This is a genomic window from Rhizobium metallidurans, from assembly GCF_014196505.1.
GTDB lineage: Bacteria > Pseudomonadota > Alphaproteobacteria > Rhizobiales > Rhizobiaceae > Rhizobium > Rhizobium metallidurans.
Genome location: NZ_JACIDW010000001.1, coordinates 535765 through 556549 on the forward strand (window position 1 = coordinate 535765; position 20785 = coordinate 556549).

The window sequence follows — 20785 nt, forward strand, 5'->3', positions numbered from 1 at the left end:
GTGGACAGTTTTTGTATATCCCCCTATATACACAGATAAGGAGCACAGCGCTCCATCGAAAATTATAGTATCTAACTTTGAATGAATGGCATCCTGCCGTTTCGGATAGATATTTTCGATAATATATATTTTCCTCGGACGAATTCGACTTATGAAGCGTCGATTTGTCTCAGCAAGGCAACGGACAATACATCCAGATCCGAAAGGTATGCTTCGGATCGCGGACGTATGCGAATAAAGGAGAATGCCTGGCCTATTGAGCTCGGCGCCAAGATTATATGAATGCTGCAACTGAAACAGACGCGCCGACACCATCGGCTTCGACCAAGATCAGTCTCAACAACATCTACAAAGTTTTCGGCGAACACCCGAAAAAGGCCATGGCGCTACTGCGCGCCGGCAAGTCAAAAACCGAAATTCATGCAGCAACGGGCTGCTCGATCGGGGTCAACGACGCCAGTTTCGATATTCGCGCCGGCGAGATCTTCGTCATCATGGGCCTATCCGGCTCCGGCAAATCAACCCTGTTGCGCCTTCTCAATCGGTTGATCGAACCGACATCCGGTTCGATCAAGATCGATGGCCGCGATATCACGGAGATGTCGCGCAGCGAGCTGATCGCACTTCGCCGCCGCGATATCAGCATGGTGTTCCAGTCCTTCGCGCTGCTTCCCAACCGTACCGTTCTCAACAACGCCGCCTTCGGTCTCGAGGTCGCCGGCGTCAGTGAGGCCGAACGTCGCGAGAAGGCATTGGCCGCGCTGAAGGCCGTCGGCCTCGATGGCTACGCCGACAGCCGTCCTGATCAGCTTTCCGGTGGCATGAAGCAGCGCGTGGGGCTTGCCCGCGCGCTCGCCAGCGAGCCCACCATTCTGCTGATGGACGAGGCCTTCTCGGCGCTCGACCCGCTGATCCGCACCGAAATGCAGGATGAACTCGTTCGCCTGCAATCCGAGCACAGCCGCACCATCGTCTTCGTCAGCCATGATCTCGACGAAGCGATGCGGATCGGCGATCGTATCTGCATCATGCAGAACGGCAATGTCGTGCAGATCGGCACGCCCGACGAAATCGTCACCAAACCGGCCAACGACTACGTGCGCTCCTTCTTCCGCAATGTCGATGTCGCCCATGTCTTCAAGGCCGGCGATGTCGCACGCAAGTCGCAGGTCACGATCATCGAACGCGAAGGCGTTTCGGCCGCGGCGGCACTCGAGCGGATGAAGAACTACGATCGCGAATACGCGATCATCCTCGGCCGCGACAAGACCTTTCACGGCATGATCAGCCAGACGTCTCTGATCGAAAAGATCAGGGCGAAGACGACCGATCCCTATCGCGGCGCCTTCCTTCCCGACATCGAGGCCATTCCTGCCGACGAGCCGCTGTCGAACGTTCTTGGCAAGGTTGCGGCCAGCCCCTGGCCGGTTCCCGTCATCGACGGCGGCAAGCGCTATCTCGGCTCCATCAGCAAATCGGCGCTGCTCGAAACGCTCGACCGCGCCGGCTGATCACAAACACATCGGATAAATCATGAACTTCGATATCGGAAACGGCATCGACGCTGCCGTCAATTATGTGCTCGACAACTTCTCACCCGTGCTTGATTTCATCGCCGCCGCGATTGGCTTCGTGACCTCGGGCATCCAGGACGGCCTGCTGGCTATCCCCATGCCTGTTGGCATCGCGATCTTCGTGGCCCTCTCGCTTTGGCGCGTCGGTATCGGTTTTGCGGTCTTCACCGCGCTCGGGCTGCTGCTCGTCAACCACATCGAGCTCTGGGGCCCGATGATGGAAACGCTGTCGCTGGTTATCGCCTCGACGCTGATCGCCATGCTTGTCGGCCTGCCGCTCGGCATTGCCATGGCCCGCAACGATTCCGTCGCCGCCTTCGTGCGCCCGGTGCTTGACCTGATGCAGACCATGCCTGCTTTCGTCTACCTGATCCCGGCTGCGATGTTCTTCGGCCTCGGCGCCGTGCCGGGCGCGATCGCCACAGTCATCTTCTCGATGCCACCGGTTGTTCGTCTGACCAATCTCGGCATCCGCCAGGTGGACGGCGAGTTCATCGAGGCGGGCAATGCCTTCGGCTGCACGGCGACGCAGCTTCTGTTCAAGGTGCAGCTTCCAAACGCGCTGCCCTCGATCATGGCGGGCATCAACCAGACGATCATGCTGTCGCTATCGATGGTCGTGATCGCCTCGATGATCGGTGCCGGCGGCATCGGCAACACGGTCTTGACGGGCATCCAGCGCCTTGACGTCGGCAGCGGCTTCGAGGGCGGCATCGCCGTCGTCATCCTCGCCGTCATTCTCGACCGCATCACCCAGAGCCTGGGCAAGCCCCGCGCCGCATTCTGGCAGGGCTTCTTCCGCAAAAGCGAAAGCGAAGCGCTGAAGCCGGCGGCCGCCTAATCTCGAGCAACTCATCATGGCGGGCCGCGGCCCGCCAGATGCGAACCTTCACAAAGGAGCACTCATGTTCAAAACACTCGCAACCCTCGGCCTTGCCGCCGCTCTCTTGGGCGGCGCGGTCACTTCGACCATGGCGCAGGACGCCAAGCCGGTGAAGATCGGCTGGGCCGCCTGGTCCGACGCCGAATTCGTCACGAAGCTTGCCGCCAAGCTGATCGAGACGAAGCTGAACCAGAAGGTCGAGCTCGTGCAGGCCGACATCGCGCCGCTCTACCAGGGTGTCGCGCGCGGCGACCTCGACACGATGATGATGGCATGGCTGCCGCAGACACATGCCGACTACTACGCCAAGGTCAAGGACAAGGTCGATATGCTCGGCACGGTCTATGACGGCGCCAAGCTCGGCTGGGTGGTTCCCGATTACATTCCCGCCGACCAGATCGGCTCGATCGAGGACCTGAAGAAGGAAGACGTGCGGAAGAAGCTGTCCGGCACCATCCAGGGGATCGATCCGGGAGCCGGTCTCACGCGACTGTCGGAAAAGGCACTGAAGGATTACGGGCTCGACGGCTACAAGCTCCAGGTCTCAAGCGAGGCCGGCATGCTGACGAGCGTCGACCGCGCGACGCGCGGGGAGAAGTGGTTCGTGGCCACCGCATGGAGCCCGCACTGGATGTTCGGCAAGAACAAGCTGCGCTATCTCGATGACCCGAAGAAATCGCTCGGCGAAGCCGAACAGGTCAACGTTCTGGCCCGCAAGGACTTCAAGTCGGACAATCCCAAGGTCGCGGCCTTCCTGTCGCGCATGAAACTGCCGATCCCCGATCTCGAAGCGGCGATGTTTGACGCGCAGGAAACGTCCTACGACAAGGCGGTGGATAAATATATCCAGGATCATCCCGACCAGGTGAAGAGCTGGCTCGGCGAGGAAGGCTGATTGCGCTATCGCGCCTCGCCCCAGGATTGGCGAGGCGCGGCCCTTCGACCGAACAGGAGCGATGCATGTCTATCGACCGCCTGCAACCGACCGACGCCGAAGACGACACCATGGGTGGACGCATGTCGCTCGCCCGCGACGCCGTGAAGATTTCCATCGAGGCCGCCGCGAGAAGCCTCTGCGTGGCGCCGGACATCTGGGCATCGTGGGAAAACGACCGCGCGGCCCCCTCCGCCGGCGACCTGGAAACGATCGCCGAGACACTGGAGGTCAGCCTCGCATGGCTGTTGCGTGGCCACGGAGCGGGACCGATCTGGCCGGTGGCGAACGACAACGCTCACAGGGGCTGAACAGCAGCCCTCTATCCGGTTGACCGATCACCGTACACAAGAGAAAGGATACGACAATGGATACGAAAGCGATCACCGCCGAACTGGCACAGCATGTCCCTGCGACCTCAACCCTGGAGAACGCAATCGACGACATCGGGCCCGCCGATCTCGAGGACATGCATACGTTCTACTCCGACATGGGATGGCTGATTGCCGAAAGGTTCTCGACGCTCGAGGACAAGCAGCGGGTGTTCGAGCTGATCGAGCTCGGCATGCGCAACGGCGATCGAAGACTGAAGGATGCCGTCTCCACCGGGCTGATCGAGGCGATGATCTCGCGCACGGGCGCCCAGCCGGCAAGATGGCGGCAGATATCGGCCGAACTCGGCCCGCTCTCGGCTGCCTACGTCAGGCAATAGGCCACATGCGGCGATAGGCCGGACCGGCGACCGGCTTTCAACACGCGGCTCGCCGTTTGCGTTTGCGCGGGAGGACCGACCTGGCATACGAAGAGGCGCAAGCAAACCCACGCAGGACTGTCCCGACCATGTCGAATGCCCTCATGCCCGTTTTCGACGGCCACAACGACGTGCTGCTCCGGCTCCACCATTCGGGCATCGCCCAGCCGGCGACGGCGTTTATCGAGGGAGAGGCGGCGGGACACATCGATCTTCCGAGGGCGCGGGCCGGCGGCCTGGCGGGTGGGCTTTGCGCGATCTACGTCCCCTCGCCCGGCATGGCGAAGGACGCCAATAATGATTTCCTGACCCCGGCGCAGCCGGACTCGCTGAACCGCACCCTGGCAATGGCGCGCATTCTCTTTGACATCGAGGCCCGGAGCGCCGGTGGGCTGAAAGTCTGCCGCACGGCGGCCGATATCCGCCGGTCGATCGAAACGGGCGTCTTCGCTGCCGTGATGCATATCGAGGGCGCGGAGGCGATTACCGCCGATCTCGATGCGCTCTATGTGCTGCATCAGAGCGGACTGCGCACGCTGGGGCCCGTGTGGAGCCGGCCGAACATCTTCGCCTATGGCGTTCCATTCCGCTTTCCGTCGTCACCCGATATCGGCCCCGGGCTGAGCGACGCCGGCAAGGATCTGATCCGCGCCTGCAACGAGCTGAAGATCATGGTCGACCTCTCGCATATGAACGAACAGGGCTTCTGGGACATCGCCAGGCTCTCGAACGCGCCGCTGGTCGCCTCGCATTCCAATGTTCACCAGTTGAGCCCGCACAGCCGCAACCTCACCGACCGGCAGCTCGACGCCATCCGCGACACGGGCGGGCTTGTCGGCATCAATTTCGGCGTGCTCTTCCTGCGCGACGACGGCACCCGAAACCCGGACACAGGTCTCGACCTGCTGGTACGCCACGCCGCCTATATCGCCGATCGCATCGGCATCGACCATGTCGCCCTGGGCTCGGACTTCGATGGAACGACGATACCGGCAGCAATGAAGGATGCGACCGGCCTGCCGCTTTTGATCGACGCGTTTCGCGCCGGCGGCTTCGACGAGGAAGCGCTGATCAAGATCAGCCACGCCAACTGGATCAGCGTGCTCGAGCGCAGCTGGGGCGGCTAGTCTAGGCCAACGCGAGCCGCGGACTATTTGGAGACGTGCTCCGGCTTGCCCTTGGTCTTCGTGGACGCGAATTCCTCGAGCTGCTTTTCCGTCATTGAGTCCACCATCTCGCGCGATGCACCCTTGAGCTTGCTTTTCGGCGTTTCACCGCGCTTGGCCGACAAGGCCGCGCCGGCTGCCTTCTGTTGCGCTTTCGATTTTGCGGGCATGGTCATGTCCTCCGTTTCTTCTTGAACCCGCCGCAACCACGAAGGTTCCTAGACCATGCGCGCGATCCGCCCGATAACAACAAGGGAGTTTCTCGACGTCCCGTCCTTTCCTTTTCAAAAGAGAGTTTTATTTAACGCTCTGTGACTAAAAGATTTTTCAACGGAGTGGGACCCAAATGGCAGCATCTGTTCTTATCGGAATACTCATAACCTTCCTGGTGATCGTCCTTGTTCTGTACTTGGTTGCGCGTCTGCCGATCGATGCCAGAGCAAAGCAGATAGTACAGATCATCGTGATCATCATCGGCATCATCTCGCTTTTGAAATATCTAGCGGTTTTCTAAAAGCCTGGCTCGATTGGCGGGGTAATCGCATTGAGCCTGATCCGTGGCAAAAGCGCCAAGCAGACGAAGGCCAGCTTTCCGGAGCTGTTCTTCGATCTCGTTTTTGTATTTGCGCTGATCCAGCTGTCCTACACCCTGGTCGAGGACTTTACGTCGACGACACTTGCCGAGTCGATCCTGCTGATCCTGGCGATCTGGTGGCTTTGGGTCCACACGACCTGGATCACCAACCTCCTGGATACAAACAAGGAGGCGGTGCGACTTCTGCTCTTCGCGCTGATGTTCGGCGGCATCCTGCTGGCGATCGCGCTACCCGAGGCTTTCAAGGATCAGGGCCTGGCATTCGCGGCGCTCTACTGCGCGATGCAAATCCTGCGCTCGGTCTTCATGCTCTACGCTTTCAGGGGCGTAAACCGGGCCTCCTATCTCACCTTCGTACGCATCACCGTCTGGGTGATCGCATCCAGCGTCTTCTGGATCATCGGCGGTTTCGCGAGCATCGAGATGCGCGTCGCCTTTTGGGCCGTCGCGCTGCTGATCGAATATGTCTCGCCGCTGGCGCGCTACTGGGTTCCCGGAATGGGCAGGTCCCCGCGAGAAACACTCGACATCTCGGGCGAGCACATGGCCGAGCGCTGCGCGCTATTCGTCATTCTCTGTCTGGGCGAGGCCATCCTCACGACGGGCAGGACCGCCGCGGAGTACATGCAGTCGAGCCTGTCGGTGATGGTGTTCTGCAGCGCCTTCCTGACCACCGGCTTCATGTGGTGGATCTATTTTCATCACGGCCAGCAGAAGGCCGCCGACAAGGCGGAATCGACCACAGCTCCCGAAACCGTGGCTCATGGCCTCTTTACCTACGGACATCTGCCGATCGTCGCGGGCATCATCCTGACCGCCGTCGGCGAGGATTTCAGCCTGTCGCGTCCCGAAGAGCACAGCAGTCTGAAGACCGCACTGGCCATTCTCGGCGGGCCGGCCCTGTTTCTGATCGGAAATGCATGGCTGAAGTTCACCGCCGCGCGCACATTGCCACTGTCTCACATCGCCGGCCTCGCCATTCTTCTCGCGACGATCGTTCTGCTGCCGTGGCAGCAGAACGTCACGATACAGATGGTGAGCACGGTGACTTTGCTGCTGGTCGCGCTGTGGGAATATATCGCCTTGCGAAAGGCGAACGCCACCACCGCCTGATCTGATTGACTGACTGGCGAACAAGCGAATGGTCGCACCCGGAGCGCCAGGACGACGATCCGGGTGAGACCGACCTTGAAGCTCAGCTGGCAGCGCCGATCTTGTCCTGCGTCTTGGTGTCGAAGTCGCTGGCGTCGTGACGCTCCCACAGCTGGCTGGATGGCTCGCCGGAGAGACGGTTGACCATGCGTCCGCGCTGGACAGGCTTGCGCTCGCCGATCTGATCGGCCCAGCGCTGGATATTCTTGTAGTCCTGAACCTGCAGGAACTCGGCCGCTTCGTAGATCCAGCCCTTCACCAAGCCGCCATACCAGGGCCAGACGGCCATGTCGGCGATGGTGTATTCGGAACCGCCGAGATACTCGCTCTCGGCAAGGCGGCGATCCAGTACGTCGAGCTGGCGCTTGGTTTCCATGGCGAAGCGGTTGATCGCGTATTCTATCTTGGTCGGCGCGTAGGCGTAGAAGTGGCCGAAGCCGCCGCCGAGATAGGGCGCGCTGCCCATCTGCCAGAACAGCCAGGAGAAGCATTCCGCACGTGCGGCAGGCTCGGTCGGCAGGAAGGCCTGAAACTTCTCGGCGAGATAGGTCAGGATCGAGCCGGACTCGAAGACGCGGATCGGCGCAGCGCCGCTGCGGTCGACCAGCGCCGGGATCTTGGAGTTCGGATTGGCCGCGACGAAGCCACTGCCGAACTGATCGCCATCGCCGATCCTGATCAGCCAGGCATCATATTCCGCGCCGGTGTGGCCGGCGGCGAGAAGCTCCTCGAGCATAATCGTCACCTTGACGCCATTCGGCGTACCCAGCGAATAGAGCTGCAGCGGATGGCGTCCGACAGGCAGTTCCTTTTCATGCGTCGCGCCGGCGATCGGCCGATTGATGTTGGCGAATTGCCCGCCGTTTTCCTTGTCCCAGGTCCAGATTCTGGGCGGCGTATACTCATTCGAATTGGCCATGCTTGTCTCCAGTGGTGTCGTCTTCATGCGATACGCAACCCGTCTCGATTGCGCAGAATTCGGATGGAATGCCGGTCAGGCCTTCCGCTGAAGCGAAATGTCGCCGGCAGCCGAGCCGGCGATATCCCGCCCGGCCTCCGCGATCATTTCGAACGATCGCAGGCGTGCGCGGTGATCATAGACATCGGACACGATCATCAGTTCGTCGGCGCCGGTCTCCTCGACGAGCCGCTCCAGGCCGGTTCGAACCGTCTCGGGTGAGCCGATGATGGATCGGGCGAGCATCTGCTGGGCCTGCGCCTTCTCCATCGGCGACCAATAGGTCTCGATGTCGTCGATCGGCGGCTGGCTCAGCCCGCGTGTGCCGCGAAACATGTTGGTGAAGGACATTTGCTGCGTCGTCGCAAGCCGGCGCGCCTCGGCATCTGTTTCGGCGGCGATCACGTTGACGCCGACCATGGCGTAGGGCCGAGACAGCTGCTCTGATGGCTTGAAGCGGGTCCGATAGATCTGCAACGCCTGAAGAAGCAACTCGGGCGCGAAATGGGAGGCGAAGGCGTAGGGAAGGCCGAGTTCGCCCGCGAGCATGGCGCCGAAGTTGCTGGAGCCGAGAATCCAGAGGGGCACTTCGGTGCCGGCTGCCGGAACCGCCTGTATGCGCTGGTTCGGACCGGCGGGCGCCAGAAACGCCTGCAGCTCGAGCACATCCTGCGGGAACTGGTCGGCGGACTCGGGCGAGCGGCGCAACGCGCGAAGCGTCATCTGGTCCGTTCCCGGCGCCCGGCCGAGGCCAAGATCGATGCGATCGGGAAACAGCCGCGCCAGCGTGCCGAACTGTTCGGCGATGACATAGGGAGAATGGTTGGGCAACATGATGCCCCCGGCGCCGACGCGGATCGTCTTCGTGCCCGCCGCGAGATGGGCGAGCACGACCGATGTCGCCGCACTCGCGATCCCGATCATGTTGTGGTGTTCGGCGACCCAGATGCGCTTGTAACCCCACTCCTCAGCATGCGCGGCGAGATCACGGGCGTTGTCGAGGGCACCACGGGCGTCCGTCTCCTCCGTCACGCGAACAAGTTCGAGGATGGAAAGAGCGGCCATGGCAATACCTTTGAGATCAACAAGCGGAGGCAACCGGCGAAGCGGTTGCCGTTGGATGAAAGGTATATGGAGTCCGCGACGCGCCCGAACAATGGTTGGGACGTCTGCTTTTTTGAGATCGGGCATCGCCCGGCCGCTATGCCTCGGCTAGACGGCCGATTTTCTCTAGGCAGCAGCGCCGCGCGGCCACCCGCAATCAGGATTGCGCCGAGGCCCGAACCGCATCGCCACCGATCACGCCGTTGAAGTTCGCCGCGCCTTCGGCTCTCACGCGCGGCAAGCTCGCCGGATATTCCCGCTGCACGAAATCGATGATCTTCTCGCGCATTTCGCAGCGCAGGTCGAAGGTCTTCGGCGCATTGGACGCCGAGACGAGGATGCGGATTTCCATGACGTTCTCGCGGAAATCAGTGACCTGCACGGCAACGACCCGCTTGTCCCAGAGCTTGGAGGAAGCGGCTATGTCCTCGACCTTCTCGCGGATCGCCGAGACCGGCACCGAGTAATCGAGATAGATCATGACGGTTCCGATGAGCGCCGCGCTCTCCCGCGTCCAGTTCTGGAAGGGGTTCTCGATGAAATAGCTGAGCGGCAGGATCAGCCTTCGCCAATCCCAGAGCTTGACGACGACATAGGTCGAGGTGATCTCCTCCACATTGCCCCACTCGCCCTCGACGATCAGCGCGTCGTCGATGCGGATCGGCTGCGTGATGGCAAGCTGGATGCCGGCGAAGACGTTCTTCAGCACCGGCTGCAAGGCGAGGCCAAGCACGATACCGGCAACGCCCGCCGAGGCGAGCAGGCTCACTCCATATTGCTGCACGGCTGGAAAAGTCATCAGCCCTGCCGCAACCGTAATGGCCACGATCATGAAAGCGGCAATGCGCTCGCCAATGCGCGACTGGGTGACATGCTTGCGAGCGAGCAGATTGTCTTCTGCGTCGAGCTTGAAGCGACGAAGATAGACGGTCATCCAGATATGCAGCGTTGTCTTGCTGATCCAGCCGACGACCGCGATGAAGCCCAAAAGCAGGATGTGGCGGATAACACCCGCCTGTGCCGCCGTCAGCGGCGCGATGGTCGCGCCAAGCGAAAGGGTCAAGGTAAGAATGCTCAGCCTCAGCGGCCGGCGACCGCGCGAGACCAGCGATCGCCAGAACAGATCCCGCGTTTCGACCAATCGGCTCAGAAAACGGAAAGCGAGGCGATGGATTATCAAGCCCACGGCCAAGGCGGCGGCAAGCACACCGATGCTGACCAGCCAAGCGGGCAACCAGTCGGTTGCTTGCTGAAAGTCGAGAATGAAGCGTTCCATACGACATCAGCTAGGGTGCGGTGCAGCATGGGAAAGGTCGGAATGACGAAAATCAGCCTTTCGTGATCGGTCGCGCCCGAGGGAAACACCGCGGTCAGACGGAAAAGCCCTAAACTTGCCGGGCGATCACAGCCAGCGGAACGAGGCCTTTCCGCGTCGACCGACGCGATGCAAGGCGATCGGCGTGGATCGGCCGCTGATGGTGTCGAGCAGCCGGATGCTCTGCTTTCCGGCCACGAGCGCCAGAAATCGCGGGCATCCGCGGATCGTTCCGCCGTCGTCGCTCTCGGTAAAAATGCAGGGCACGGAAAGAGCCGTCCCGTACACGTTCATTCGTCCACTCTTTGGCATGCGCAAATCCTATCGCTTTGCGTCGCCGTGTAGTGGAGCCATGATTCCTTCATGTGACAGTCTCGTGATAATTTTGGACATGTGTGAAATTGCCGGCGTCGCGCGTCTTCCTTGTCGCAATCAGCGGCCCGAACCGCGAGCGTACAAGACGGCAAGCTGCGGGCAAGGCTCGCTACCTAACCCTCGTCGCGGCAGCGGGCCCGAGCCTGTTTGGGGAGACCACCTGCAATTTCAGGTTCAGACAAGCCACACAACCTAGTTTGCGGTTCTTAGCTGCGCGGGCTGGATAACCGATTCCTCAATCAGGCCTTGGATCGGAAGCCGCCTGCCGTTCGCTATCGGAATTTCGGCCTGGCTTTTTATTGACGCCATTTGAACATTCGGGATTGATGAGCATGACGACGGTTGCCTCCACGCTGACGATAACGCAGATCAGATCTCTTTCTTCGGCGGCGGTCGCCGCATGGACGACCGAAGACATCGCTTCGCTGTCCACGGCGCAGGTCAAAGCCCTTTCCTCCTCCCAGATCGCGGCGCTGGATGTGGAAGATGTCGAGGCGCTCAACTCTCAGCAGCTCAGTGCCATCGCCAAGGGGTCGATCGTCGGCCTCACCTTCGACCAGCTCAACGCGCTCAACAAATACGCCATAGAAAGCCTGACCTCGGTCCAGGTCTCCGCACTGACAACGACGCAATTGAGCGCTCTGACGACCGAGCAGTCGGAAGCGCTGACCCCGAACCAGATCAAGGCGCTGTCCACCGCGCAGCTCGCGGCACTCGGGGCCGACGACATCGCGACCTTCTCGACCGCCGATATCGCCGCTATCTCGAACAAGGCGATCCAGGGTCTCGGAACGGCTGCCATCGCGGCGCTGTCCACCGATCAGATCGCCGCTCTGAATACCGGCGCCGTCGCGGCGTTGACGAGCAGCCAGATCGGCGTGTTGAGCACTGACCAGGTTGAAGCGCTTTCGCCGACGCAGACAGCAGCGCTGACCTCCGCACAACTGGCGGCGCTCGGGCCCGATGATATCGCCATGCTGTCGCCCGAAGACATTGCCGCGATCAACACCAAGGCTGTGCGCGGCCTGAACCTGTCCGCCCTGTCGCCCGAACAGATCGCGGCGATGACGACGGCCCAGGCGAACGCCTTGACCACGGCACAGCTCGCCTCGCTCGACCCCACGCAGATCGAGGCGCTTTCGCCCTCTCAGATCGCCTCGCTCACCTCCAGCGCTCTGGCCAGCCTCACGACTGGGCAGATCGAGGCCCTCAGCCCCGAGCAGGTCGAAGCGTTCACGCCGCAGCAGGTCAAGGCGCTCAGCTCCGACCAGCTGGCGGCCATCAACCCGGATGGCGTCGCAACGTTTTCCACCGCCGATATGGCGGCCATCACCAGCAGGGCCATAGCGGGCCTCGGCTCCGGTAGCGTCGCGGCCCTGTCCTCGGCCCAGATCGCCGCCCTCAGCACCGGTTCGATCGCCAGCCTGACGACCGATCAGCTCCAGGCCCTGAACGACGAGCAATTCCAGGCGCTGTCATCGCTCCAGGTGAAGGCGCTCGGCTCCGCGCAGCTCGCAGCACTCGACGCCGCCGATATCGAAGCCTTCTCGACCGCCGCCATCGCCGCGATCTCCAGCCGCGCCATGTCGGGCCTGAGCACGGATGCGATCGGCGCCCTGTCGTCGACCCAGATCGCCGCACTGTCCACCAGCCTGATCGCAAATCTCACCGGCAGCCAGCTCGAAGCCTTGGGCGCCGACCAGATCGCGTCGTTCTCGACCAGCCAGATAACCGCATTGGGCGCGCAGATCGCGGGCTTCAGCACCGGGCAGCTGGAAGGGCTTTCGACCGCGAAGATCGCGGCGCTGAGCACGGCCGCGATCGCCAGCCTGACGACGGACCAGATCGACGCGCTGAGCGTGGAGCAGGCCGAGGCCTTGACGCCCGCGCAGGTCAAGGCGCTGAGTTCTGCTCAGCTCGCGGCATTCGGCGCGGACGATATCGCCGCCTTCTCGACGGCCGACATCGCTGCGATCACCAACCAGGGCTTCACCGGGCTGAGCATGGATTCGCTCTCCACCGCCCAGATCGCGGCGCTGACCACCGCGCAGATCGCGGCGCTCGGAACCGACCAGCTGGCCGCCCTGACCACGGACCAGGCCGAGGCGCTGTCGCCGACGCAGGTGAAGGCCATGAGTTCGGTTCAGCTCGCCGCGTTCGACGCCGAGCAAATCGCGACCTTCTCCACCGACGACATGGCGGCCATCACCAGCCGCGCGATCACCGGCCTGACCACCGATATCATCGCGACCTTCTCCACCGCGCAGATCGCGGCCTTGAACTCGACCGCGATCCCGAGGCTCACCAGCACCCAGATCGCGGCCCTGAGCACGGACCAGGTCGAGGCGCTCTCACCGGCACAGGTCGCGGCGCTGACCTCCGTTCAGCTCGCCGCGATCGATGCCGAGCATATGGCGACCTTCTCGACCGCCGATATCGCCGCGATCACCAGCAAGGCCATACCCGGTCTCAGCACCGATATCATCGCAACCTTCTCCACCGGCCAGATCGCCTCGCTGACGACGGCGCAGGTCAGCGCGCTGAAGACGACGCAGCTCGCGGTTCTGAGCACCAGCCAGGTCGAGGCGTTCACGCCGGCACAGGTCACGTGGCTGAGCTCGCTGCAGCTCTCGGCGATCGGCGAGGACGGCATCGCAACCTTCTCGCCGGCCGATATCGCGGCGCTCTCGAGCAAGGCGATCCCCGGCCTCGATGTGTCCAACCTGTCCTCGGGGCAGATCGCCGCCTTCACGACCGCCCAGATCAGCGTGCTGAAGACCCTGCAGATCGCGGCGCTGGGCACGGACCGGATCACGATGCTCTCCACCGCTCAGATCGCCGCCTTGAGCACATCGTCGATCGCCAGCCTGAGCACCGACCAGATCGACGCCCTCGGCTCCGCGCAGGTCGAGGCTCTCTCGCCGCTCCAGGTCATGTCGCTGACCTCGCTGCAGCTCGGCGTGCTCGATGCCAGCGACATCGCGACCTTCTCGACGGCCGATATGGCCGCGATCACCAACAAGGCCCTGCCGGGGCTGAGCACGGATGTGATCGCAGCGCTTGGAACTGCCCAGATCGCCGCCATGAGCACCAGCGCCATCGCAAGCCTGACGAGCGACCAGATCGGTGCTCTCGGTACGGCACAGGTCGAAGCGTTGTCGCCCGGGCAGGTGAAGGTGCTGAGCTCCGCGCAAATGGCGGCACTCGGCGCCGATGACATTGCGACCTTCTCCACCGCCGATATCGCCGCGATCACCAACAAGGCGATCTCCGGCCTCAGCCCCGACGCCGTCGAGGGCCTTTCGAACGAGCAGATCGCCGCGCTCAACACCAGCGCGATCGCCAGCCTCACGAGCCTGCAGATCGGCGCGATGAGCACATCTCAGATCGAGACGCTGTCGCCCGCGCAGGTGGCGGCGCTGACCTCCGTACAGTTCTCCGCCCTGTCGGCCGAAGACATCGCGACCTTTTCCAACGCCGACATCGCGGCGATCACCAACAAGGGCTTGCCTGGCCTGGGCACGGACGCGGTCGCGGGCCTGACGACCGCGCAGATCGCGCTGCTGAGCACCAGCGCTCTTGCCAGTCTGACGAGCGGCCAGGTCGAGGCACTCGGCACCGACCAGATCGCCAGGCTGTCCACCGCGCAGGTGAAGGCACTGACGGCGGCGCAGATCGCGGCGCTTGGCGACAATGTCGGCGTTTTCTCCACGGACCAGATCGCCGTCCTGACGCCATCGGGCATCACGGGCCTGACCTCCGCTCAGGTCGATGCGCTGAACAGCGCACAGCTTCACGCGCTCGGCACCAGCCAGATCGCGGCGATGACCTCCAAGCAGGTGGCGGGGCTCAGCACCAGCGACATAGCGGCGCTGACCACGCAGCAGCTTGCCGCCATGAGCGCGTCGGGCGTTTCCGGTCTTTCGACCAGCCAGGTCGCGGCCCTCGACAACGCGCAAGTCCGGGCGCTGTCGACCAAGCAGGTCGCCGCCCTCACCTCGTCGCAGATCGGCGCGCTGGGGACGGACGACGTCGCCGCTCTCTCGACCGCGCAGATCGCCGCGCTCTCGGCCGCCGGCATCGCCGGATTGAACTCGCAGCAGCTGGCGGTCCTTTCGACCGCGCAGGCCGAAGCCCTGACCAGCAACCAGGTGGGCACGCTGAACTCCAGCCAGATCTCCGTCCTCGGGCCGGATGATGTCGTGACCTTCTCGACCAAGGATATCGCCGCGATCACATCCAGCGCGCTGGGAGGAATGTCGACGGACACGATCCGGGCCCTGTCGACGCTGCAGATCGCCTCGCTGAGCAAGAATGCCATCGCCGGGCTCACCACCCAGCAACTTGCCGCGCTGACCACCGCGCAAGCCGAAGCGCTGACCAGCAGCCAGGTCAGCGGCCTGAGCTCCGCGCAGCTCGCCGCCCTCACCGCCGATGACATCGCGACCTTCTCGACGAAGGACATGGCGGCTATCGGCTCCGGTGCCATCGCCGGCCTTTCGACCGGCACGATCGCCGCGTTGTCGCCGAGCCAGATCGCGGCGCTGAACACGGCGGCGATCACGGGAATGACGACCGGGCAGATCGCGGCGCTGCGGACCGATCAGGTGGAGGCGTTGACCTCCGCGCAGATCGGCGCGCTGAGCTCGAAGCAGACGGCGGCGCTTGGCACCGACGATATCGCCATCCTGTCGGCAAAGAACATCGCCGCGATCAACTCCGGCGCGATCGCCGGCCTGTCGGCGGCAGCGCTTGCGACGCTGACGACGAGCCAGATCGCCGCACTCAGCACATCGGGCATCGCGGGCCTGACCGTCGATCTCATCAACGCGCTGAGCAGCGACCAGATCGGCGCATTGACCACGAGCCAGATCGCCGCGCTGAGCTCACGGCAGATCGGAGCGCTTGGAACCGACGACCTCGCATCGCTGACGACCGCCCAGGTCGCGGCATTGAGCACGGCGGGCATAGCCGGTCTTAGCAGCGACCAGATCGCGGCATTGAGCACCGACCAGACCGAGGCCCTGACCAGCCTGCAGGTGGGGGCCCTGAGCTCGAGGCAGATCGCCGCGCTGAGCACGGACGATCTCTCACGCTTCTCCACCGCCGATATCGCGGCGATCGGCTCCGGCGCGATCCTTGGCCTTTCGACCGCCGCCATCGGGGCGCTGTCGACGGATCAGATCGTCGCCATGAGCTCGGCCGGAATTTCCGGTCTCTCCAGTGGCCAGATCGCCGCCTTTGGTTCCAACCAGATGGAGGCGCTCACGACCGCTCAGATCGGCGCGCTGAGCTCCAGGCAGGTCGCGGCCCTTGCCACCGACCGTATCGCGGCGCTCTCGGTCGATCAGATCGCGGCCTTTGGCACGGCGGGGATAGCCGGCCTGACCAGCGATCAGATCGGCGCGCTCAGTGTCCGTCAGGTCGAGGCGTTCACAAGCGTCCAGGTGGGCGCGCTGAACTCGAAGCAGATAGCGGCGCTCGGAACGGACGATCTGGATAGTTTCAGCACCGCCGACATGGCCGCGATCACCTCCAGCGCGGTTGCTGGGATTTCGACATCGGTGATTTCCTCGCTCTCGGGCGACCAGCTCGCCGCCCTCAGCCCCACCGGCATTGCCGGCCTGACCAGCGACCAGATCGGCGCCCTGCGAACCAGCCAGGTGGAGTCTCTCACGACCGCTCAGGTCGGTGCGCTGACGTCGAGGCAGATCGCCGCGCTCAACACGGCCGACATCGCCGCGTTCTCGCCCGAACAGATCGCGGCGCTGAGCACCGCGGGCATAGCCGGCCTTTCGACCAGCCAGCTCGTCGCCATGCGCAGCGACCAGATGGAGGCGCTGACCAGCACGCAGATCGGCGCGCTCTCCTCGCGGCAGATCGGGGTTCTGACCTCCGACGACCTCGACGGCTTCACCACGGCCGAGATCGCGGCGATCAGCTCGTCCGCCATTTCCGGCCTGTCGACCGGCGCCCTGGCCTCGCTTTCGCCAAGCCAGATCGCGGCGCTCAGCACCGCGGGCGTCGCCGGCCTCAGCACGGACCAGATCGCAGCGCTCAGCGTCGACCAGGCCGAGGCACTGACCAGCACGCAGATCGGCGTGCTGAGCTCCAGGCAGATCGCGGCACTCGGAACGGATGATCTGGACAGCTTCACCACCGCCGAAATCGCCGCGATCAGCTCGGCGGCCATCTCCGGATTGTCGCCGACAACGATCGCCTCGCTTTCGGCCGAGCAGATCGGCGCTTTGAGCACGGCCGGCATCGCCGGTCTCTCGACCGCCCAGATCGCGGCCTTGAGCACAAGCCAGGTCGAGATGCTGTCGACAGGACAGATCGGCGCTCTGGGCTCCGCTCAGATCGCGGCTCTGAGCACCGGCGACATCGCCGTGCTCTCGGTCGAGCAGATCGCGGCACTGAGCGCCAAGGGGATTGCCGGCCTCGGCAGCGCTCAAGCGGGCGCTCTGAACATCGACCAGATGGAAAAGCTGTCCACGGGTCAGATCGCGGCGCTCAGCTCGGATGCGCTGAAGGGCCTGACCTCGTCCAGCCTGGATGCGCTCACGCCCGCAAAGCTCGCGGCGATCAGCTCCGGCGCGATGAAGGGACTGTCCACGGCCTTCGTGGCGTCGCTTTCCACGGAAGAGATCGCGGCTCTCGGAAGTTCGGGAATATCCGGCCTGACCAGTGACCAGATCCGCGCGCTGAGCACCGATCAGTTCAGCACCTTCTCCACTGACCAGATCGCATCCCTGAGTTCGACCGGCCTCGCCGGGTTGACGACCGACCAGCTGCAAACTCTCTCGACCGAGGAGTTCGCTGCAATCACGCCGGCTTCGATCAAGGGCCTGACGACGGCGGTGTTCTCGACCCTGCCATCAAGCGACATCGCGGCATTGACCACGGGTCAGGTGGCGGCGCTGAGCTACAGCCAGGTCGTCGCCATGAGCACGGCGCAGATCGGAATGCTATCGACCGCGCAGATCGGAGCCCTCAATGTCGTTCAGACGGCGGCCCTCGGTCCGGATGATCTGGCGAGCTTCTCGCCCGAGCATATCATCGCGCTGAGTTCCAGCGCGGTTTCGGGACTGAGCACAAGAGCGCTCGGCGCATTGACCGTGAGCCAGGCCGAAGCCTTCACGCCGGCCCAGATCAACGCGATGACATCGGCACAGGTACAGACGCTGACCAACGGCCCGCTGGCTGGCGTAAGCGCCTCCCAGACGACGACCACGACCACGGCACCCTCTGAGACGCCAAGCTCGGCATCGGCAGCAGCCGCACCCGACACGAGTGAGTCGGCTCAGGTTGCCTCGGTGATCATGTCCTATCTGGGATAAGAGACTGATCGCGGGCGCGGCGAGATTCGACGCCGCGCCCGCAACGGCTCCAATTTTCAGCGAAAAGCCGCGAAACGGCATTGATCGACAAGCCATTTTATGGAGCATGTGGCGAAGACGTTCGTATTCAGTTGACCGCAAGGAAAGTCGCCCAGGCAATGTCGATGATGGAAGAACCCGATGTCGTGGTCATCGGCGCCGGTGCGGCTGGCACGGGTGCGGCCCGAACACTCGTCAAAGCCGGTCTGAAGACGCTTGTGCTCGAGGCTCTCTCCCGCACCGGCGGCCGCGCCTCGACGGCCAAGGTGGGGGGAAACGTCGTCGATCTCGGCTGCGGCTGGCTTCACTCCGGCGATCGAAATCCCTGGACCCGCATCGCCGGCGAGATCGGCATCACCGTCGATCGCCAGCCATCCGCCTGGGGCGGGCAGTTTCGCGATCTCGGCTTTGCGCCGCATGAACGCGACGCCGCCCATCTCGCCTTCGAACGGTGGACGGAGCGCGTCTCGACGACCCCTCCCCCGTCGGATGTCGCCGCCGATGCGCTGGACCCGGCCGATGGCTGGACAAGCTATCTGCAAGCGCTCAGCGGGTATATCAGCGGCGACGAACTCGAGCGCATTTCCTGCAAGGACTACGCCGCCTACAACGAAGCCTCGACATCGATCAACTGGCGCGTCCAGACAGGCTATGGCGCGCTCGTCGGCGCCGCCATGCCCGCTGAGGCGATGGTGAAGCTCTCGACGCCCGTCGAAGCCATCGGGCTCGACGGACATCGCATCGAGGTCAAGACATCCGCGGGCACCGTGCGTGCCCGCGCACTCACCGTCACCGTCTCCACCAATGTCCTTGCCGGAGACACCATTCGCTGGCCATCGGCATTCGATGCGTGGCGAGCCGCGGCGATGCGCTTGCCGCTTGGCGCGAACGAGAAGCTGTTCCTCGAGATCACCGGCCAGGCGCCCTTCGAGGACGAGACGCATCTTATCGGCGACCCGCGCGATGCATCGACCGGCAGCTACTATATCCGCCCCTTCGGTCAGCCCGTCATCGAATGCTACCTCGGCGGCGCCGGCGCGCGCGCCGTGGCGGAAAAAGGCCAGGAAGACGCGTTCGCGCGTGCGACGGATCAGCTCGTCCGTCTGTTCGGCAGCGACATAAGGCGCAATCTCCGCCCGCTCGTCGCGTCGGATTGGAGCAGGACAGTCTCGATCGGCGGCGCCTACAGCCACGCTCTGCCGGGCCATTCCGACGCCCGTCTCACGCTCGCCGGGTCTCTGGACCAGCGTGTGTTCTTCGCCGGCGAAGCGACCCATACGACCGACTTCTCGACCGCCCACGGCGCGCTGCAAAGCGGCGAGCGCGCCGCGCGCGAGGTCCTCGCCGCCCTTCAGGAAACGCCGTAGCGCCCAGACAGCACCCACCACATATCCATTGCGATCAGGCGAGGCCGAAGCCATGCCGGATCACAGGTTCAACCAGCCGCTCGGCGGCAAGCGCTGGACTGTCATTCAGGCAGAGGACCGCTGGGGCAAATCGCTGAAGCCCTTGATGGAAGAGATCAGGACGAAGATCGACTCGACGCCGGTCTATCTGACCTACGACATCGACAACCTCGATCCGGGGTTCGCCCCGGGCACGGGAACGGTCGAGATCGATGATCTCACGACATGGCAGGCGCTCGAAATCACCATCGGTTGCGCCGGACTGCACCTCGTCGGCGGCGATCTGGTGGAGGTGTCGCCGCCGTTCGACCCGTCGGGCAACACGGCGCTGATCGCGGCCAATCTGCTATAAGAGATACTGTGTGTCCTTCCGTGACACCCTGGCGTGTCGCGGAGTTGCCGCTGCACGTCTGGCGATTCACCGGTTTGAAACCTGTTCGTGCGACAAGAACGGATCAAGGGGCGCTCCCCGAGCGCTATGCCGCGTTGCGCCGAGGTACGGAAAAATGAGACCGTTCGCCGTTCTTTCTGCAAGAGTTGTTCTTGCCGCCGCTGTTTTCAGCGCCGGCGCGCCGCTGGTTGCCAACGGCACCGAGGAGTGGATCGGATCGTCCCGCCAGTGGTCGATCGGCTACGTCAACAACGGCGGCGAGCCCTACTGCTCGCTGGTCTGGGACAGCATGACGGGAAAGACCGTCGAATTCCGGGAAAGCCTCAAGGACGCATCCTGGATCATCAGGAATGACGCATGGACGCTGCCGGACAAGCTCTCCACGCAGGTATCGGTCACGGGCAAAAGCAACACCATGGATGTGCCCGCCATCGGCGCCGACAGCAAAAGCCTGCGCGTCTGGAGCTTGCCCGGAAACAAGAACGCCGGCGGCGTGCAGGCGATCATTCGCGCCGCGCTGAGTGGAATGGCGGACATCAATGTCTCGTTCCAGGGCAACGAACCCGACTGGGTCATTCCGACATCGCGCATCTATCCCATGCATGCGACCTATGCGGCCTGCATCGAGCGACTGTCGGACAAGAGGCCGGCCAAGGTCGAAAGCGCCACGACAAACCCGTTCTGACGGAACGCGAAGCACGGTAAGCCGAACCGGCATCGCCGACCCGTGGCGACTACGTCATCGCCTACGCTCTGCCGAACTGAACGTCAGCGCAAAGCAACGAAAAAGGGTCGCTCGGCG

The 20785-nt window shown here is 63.5% G+C and carries 17 protein-coding genes; 12 read left to right on the top strand and 5 right to left on the bottom strand.

Features of this window, described 5'->3' with window-relative positions; genetic code table 11:
- Window positions 1-278: 278 nt before the first annotated feature.
- The 6 genes from proV (at window position 279) to GGQ67_RS02340 (ending at window position 5269) form a co-directional block, all read left to right on the top strand.
- The gene (gene proV / locus GGQ67_RS02315; RefSeq protein WP_183898554.1) at window positions 279-1511 is read left to right on the top strand and encodes a glycine betaine/L-proline ABC transporter ATP-binding protein ProV; all 1233 of its coding nucleotides are present in this window, start codon (window positions 279-281) and stop codon (window positions 1509-1511) included.
- 22 nt (window positions 1512-1533) lie between these two features.
- The gene (locus GGQ67_RS02320; protein ID WP_183898555.1) at window positions 1534-2415 is read left to right on the top strand and encodes an ABC transporter permease; all 882 of its coding nucleotides are present in this window, start codon (window positions 1534-1536) and stop codon (window positions 2413-2415) included.
- Between the two features lie 64 nt (window positions 2416-2479).
- A complete protein-coding gene (locus tag GGQ67_RS02325) occupies window positions 2480-3352 on the top strand; it encodes a glycine betaine ABC transporter substrate-binding protein (protein WP_183898556.1) in 873 nt (290 codons plus the stop codon).
- Window positions 3353-3417: 65 nt separating this feature from the next.
- On the top strand, window positions 3418-3702 hold the full coding sequence (locus tag GGQ67_RS02330; RefSeq protein ID WP_183898557.1) for a helix-turn-helix domain-containing protein: 285 nt from the start codon (window positions 3418-3420) through the stop codon (window positions 3700-3702).
- Window positions 3703-3758: 56 nt separating this feature from the next.
- Window positions 3759-4103: a DUF7674 family protein gene (locus GGQ67_RS02335; protein WP_183898558.1), complete on the top strand. Its 345-nt coding sequence runs from the start codon at window positions 3759-3761 to the stop codon at window positions 4101-4103.
- A 128-nt stretch (window positions 4104-4231) separates the two neighbouring features.
- A complete protein-coding gene (locus tag GGQ67_RS02340; protein WP_183898559.1) occupies window positions 4232-5269 on the top strand; it encodes a dipeptidase in 1038 nt (345 codons plus the stop codon).
- A 23-nt stretch (window positions 5270-5292) separates the two neighbouring features.
- Here the strand turns inward: GGQ67_RS02340 and GGQ67_RS02345 are convergent, their stop codons facing one another.
- A complete protein-coding gene (locus GGQ67_RS02345; protein ID WP_112818901.1) occupies window positions 5293-5478 on the bottom strand; it encodes a DUF3008 family protein in 186 nt (61 codons plus the stop codon).
- 176 nt (window positions 5479-5654) lie between these two features.
- On the opposite strand from GGQ67_RS02345, the gene GGQ67_RS02350 reads away from it, so the two are divergent.
- Window positions 5655-5822 carry a Thivi_2564 family membrane protein gene (locus tag GGQ67_RS02350; protein ID WP_183898560.1) on the top strand — a complete coding sequence of 56 codons (168 nt, stop codon included), beginning with the start codon at window positions 5655-5657 and terminating at the stop codon, window positions 5820-5822.
- Between the two features lie 30 nt (window positions 5823-5852).
- Window positions 5853-7016 carry a low temperature requirement protein A gene (locus GGQ67_RS02355; RefSeq protein ID WP_183898561.1) on the top strand — a complete coding sequence of 388 codons (1164 nt, stop codon included), beginning with the start codon at window positions 5853-5855 and terminating at the stop codon, window positions 7014-7016.
- 82 nt (window positions 7017-7098) lie between these two features.
- On the opposite strand, the gene yghU is transcribed toward GGQ67_RS02355, so the two are convergent.
- The 4 genes from yghU to GGQ67_RS02375 form a co-directional block, all read right to left on the bottom strand.
- The gene (yghU, locus tag GGQ67_RS02360) at window positions 7099-7974 is read right to left on the bottom strand and encodes a glutathione-dependent disulfide-bond oxidoreductase (RefSeq protein WP_183898562.1); all 876 of its coding nucleotides are present in this window, start codon (window positions 7972-7974) and stop codon (window positions 7099-7101) included.
- Window positions 7975-8049: 75 nt separating this feature from the next.
- A complete protein-coding gene (locus GGQ67_RS02365; protein ID WP_183898563.1) occupies window positions 8050-9078 on the bottom strand; it encodes an LLM class flavin-dependent oxidoreductase in 1029 nt (342 codons plus the stop codon).
- 196 nt (window positions 9079-9274) lie between these two features.
- Entirely contained in the window at window positions 9275-10180 is a 906-nt protein-coding gene (locus GGQ67_RS02370; RefSeq protein ID WP_246400069.1) for a mechanosensitive ion channel family protein, read from the bottom strand.
- Window positions 10181-10519: 339 nt separating this feature from the next.
- A complete protein-coding gene (locus GGQ67_RS02375) occupies window positions 10520-10726 on the bottom strand; it encodes a hypothetical protein (RefSeq protein WP_183898565.1) in 207 nt (68 codons plus the stop codon).
- A 413-nt stretch (window positions 10727-11139) separates the two neighbouring features.
- Between GGQ67_RS02375 and GGQ67_RS02380 the strand changes: the two genes are divergently transcribed.
- The 4 genes from GGQ67_RS02380 to GGQ67_RS02395 all read left to right on the top strand — a co-directional run bounded on the left by GGQ67_RS02380 (window position 11140) and on the right by GGQ67_RS02395 (window position 20668).
- Window positions 11140-18147 (top strand): beta strand repeat-containing protein, encoded by a 7008-nt coding sequence (locus tag GGQ67_RS02380; RefSeq protein WP_246400070.1) that lies wholly within the window; start codon window positions 11140-11142, stop codon window positions 18145-18147.
- Between the two features lie 131 nt (window positions 18148-18278).
- Window positions 18279-19553 carry a flavin monoamine oxidase family protein gene (locus GGQ67_RS02385; RefSeq protein WP_281393483.1) on the top strand — a complete coding sequence of 425 codons (1275 nt, stop codon included), beginning with the start codon at window positions 18279-18281 and terminating at the stop codon, window positions 19551-19553.
- Between the two features lie 52 nt (window positions 19554-19605).
- Window positions 19606-19944, top strand: a complete 339-nt coding sequence (locus GGQ67_RS02390; protein ID WP_343056451.1) for an arginase family protein — start codon at window positions 19606-19608, stop codon at window positions 19942-19944.
- 154 nt (window positions 19945-20098) lie between these two features.
- Window positions 20099-20668: a hypothetical protein gene (locus GGQ67_RS02395; protein ID WP_183898568.1), complete on the top strand. Its 570-nt coding sequence runs from the start codon at window positions 20099-20101 to the stop codon at window positions 20666-20668.
- Window positions 20669-20785 lie beyond the last annotated feature (117 nt).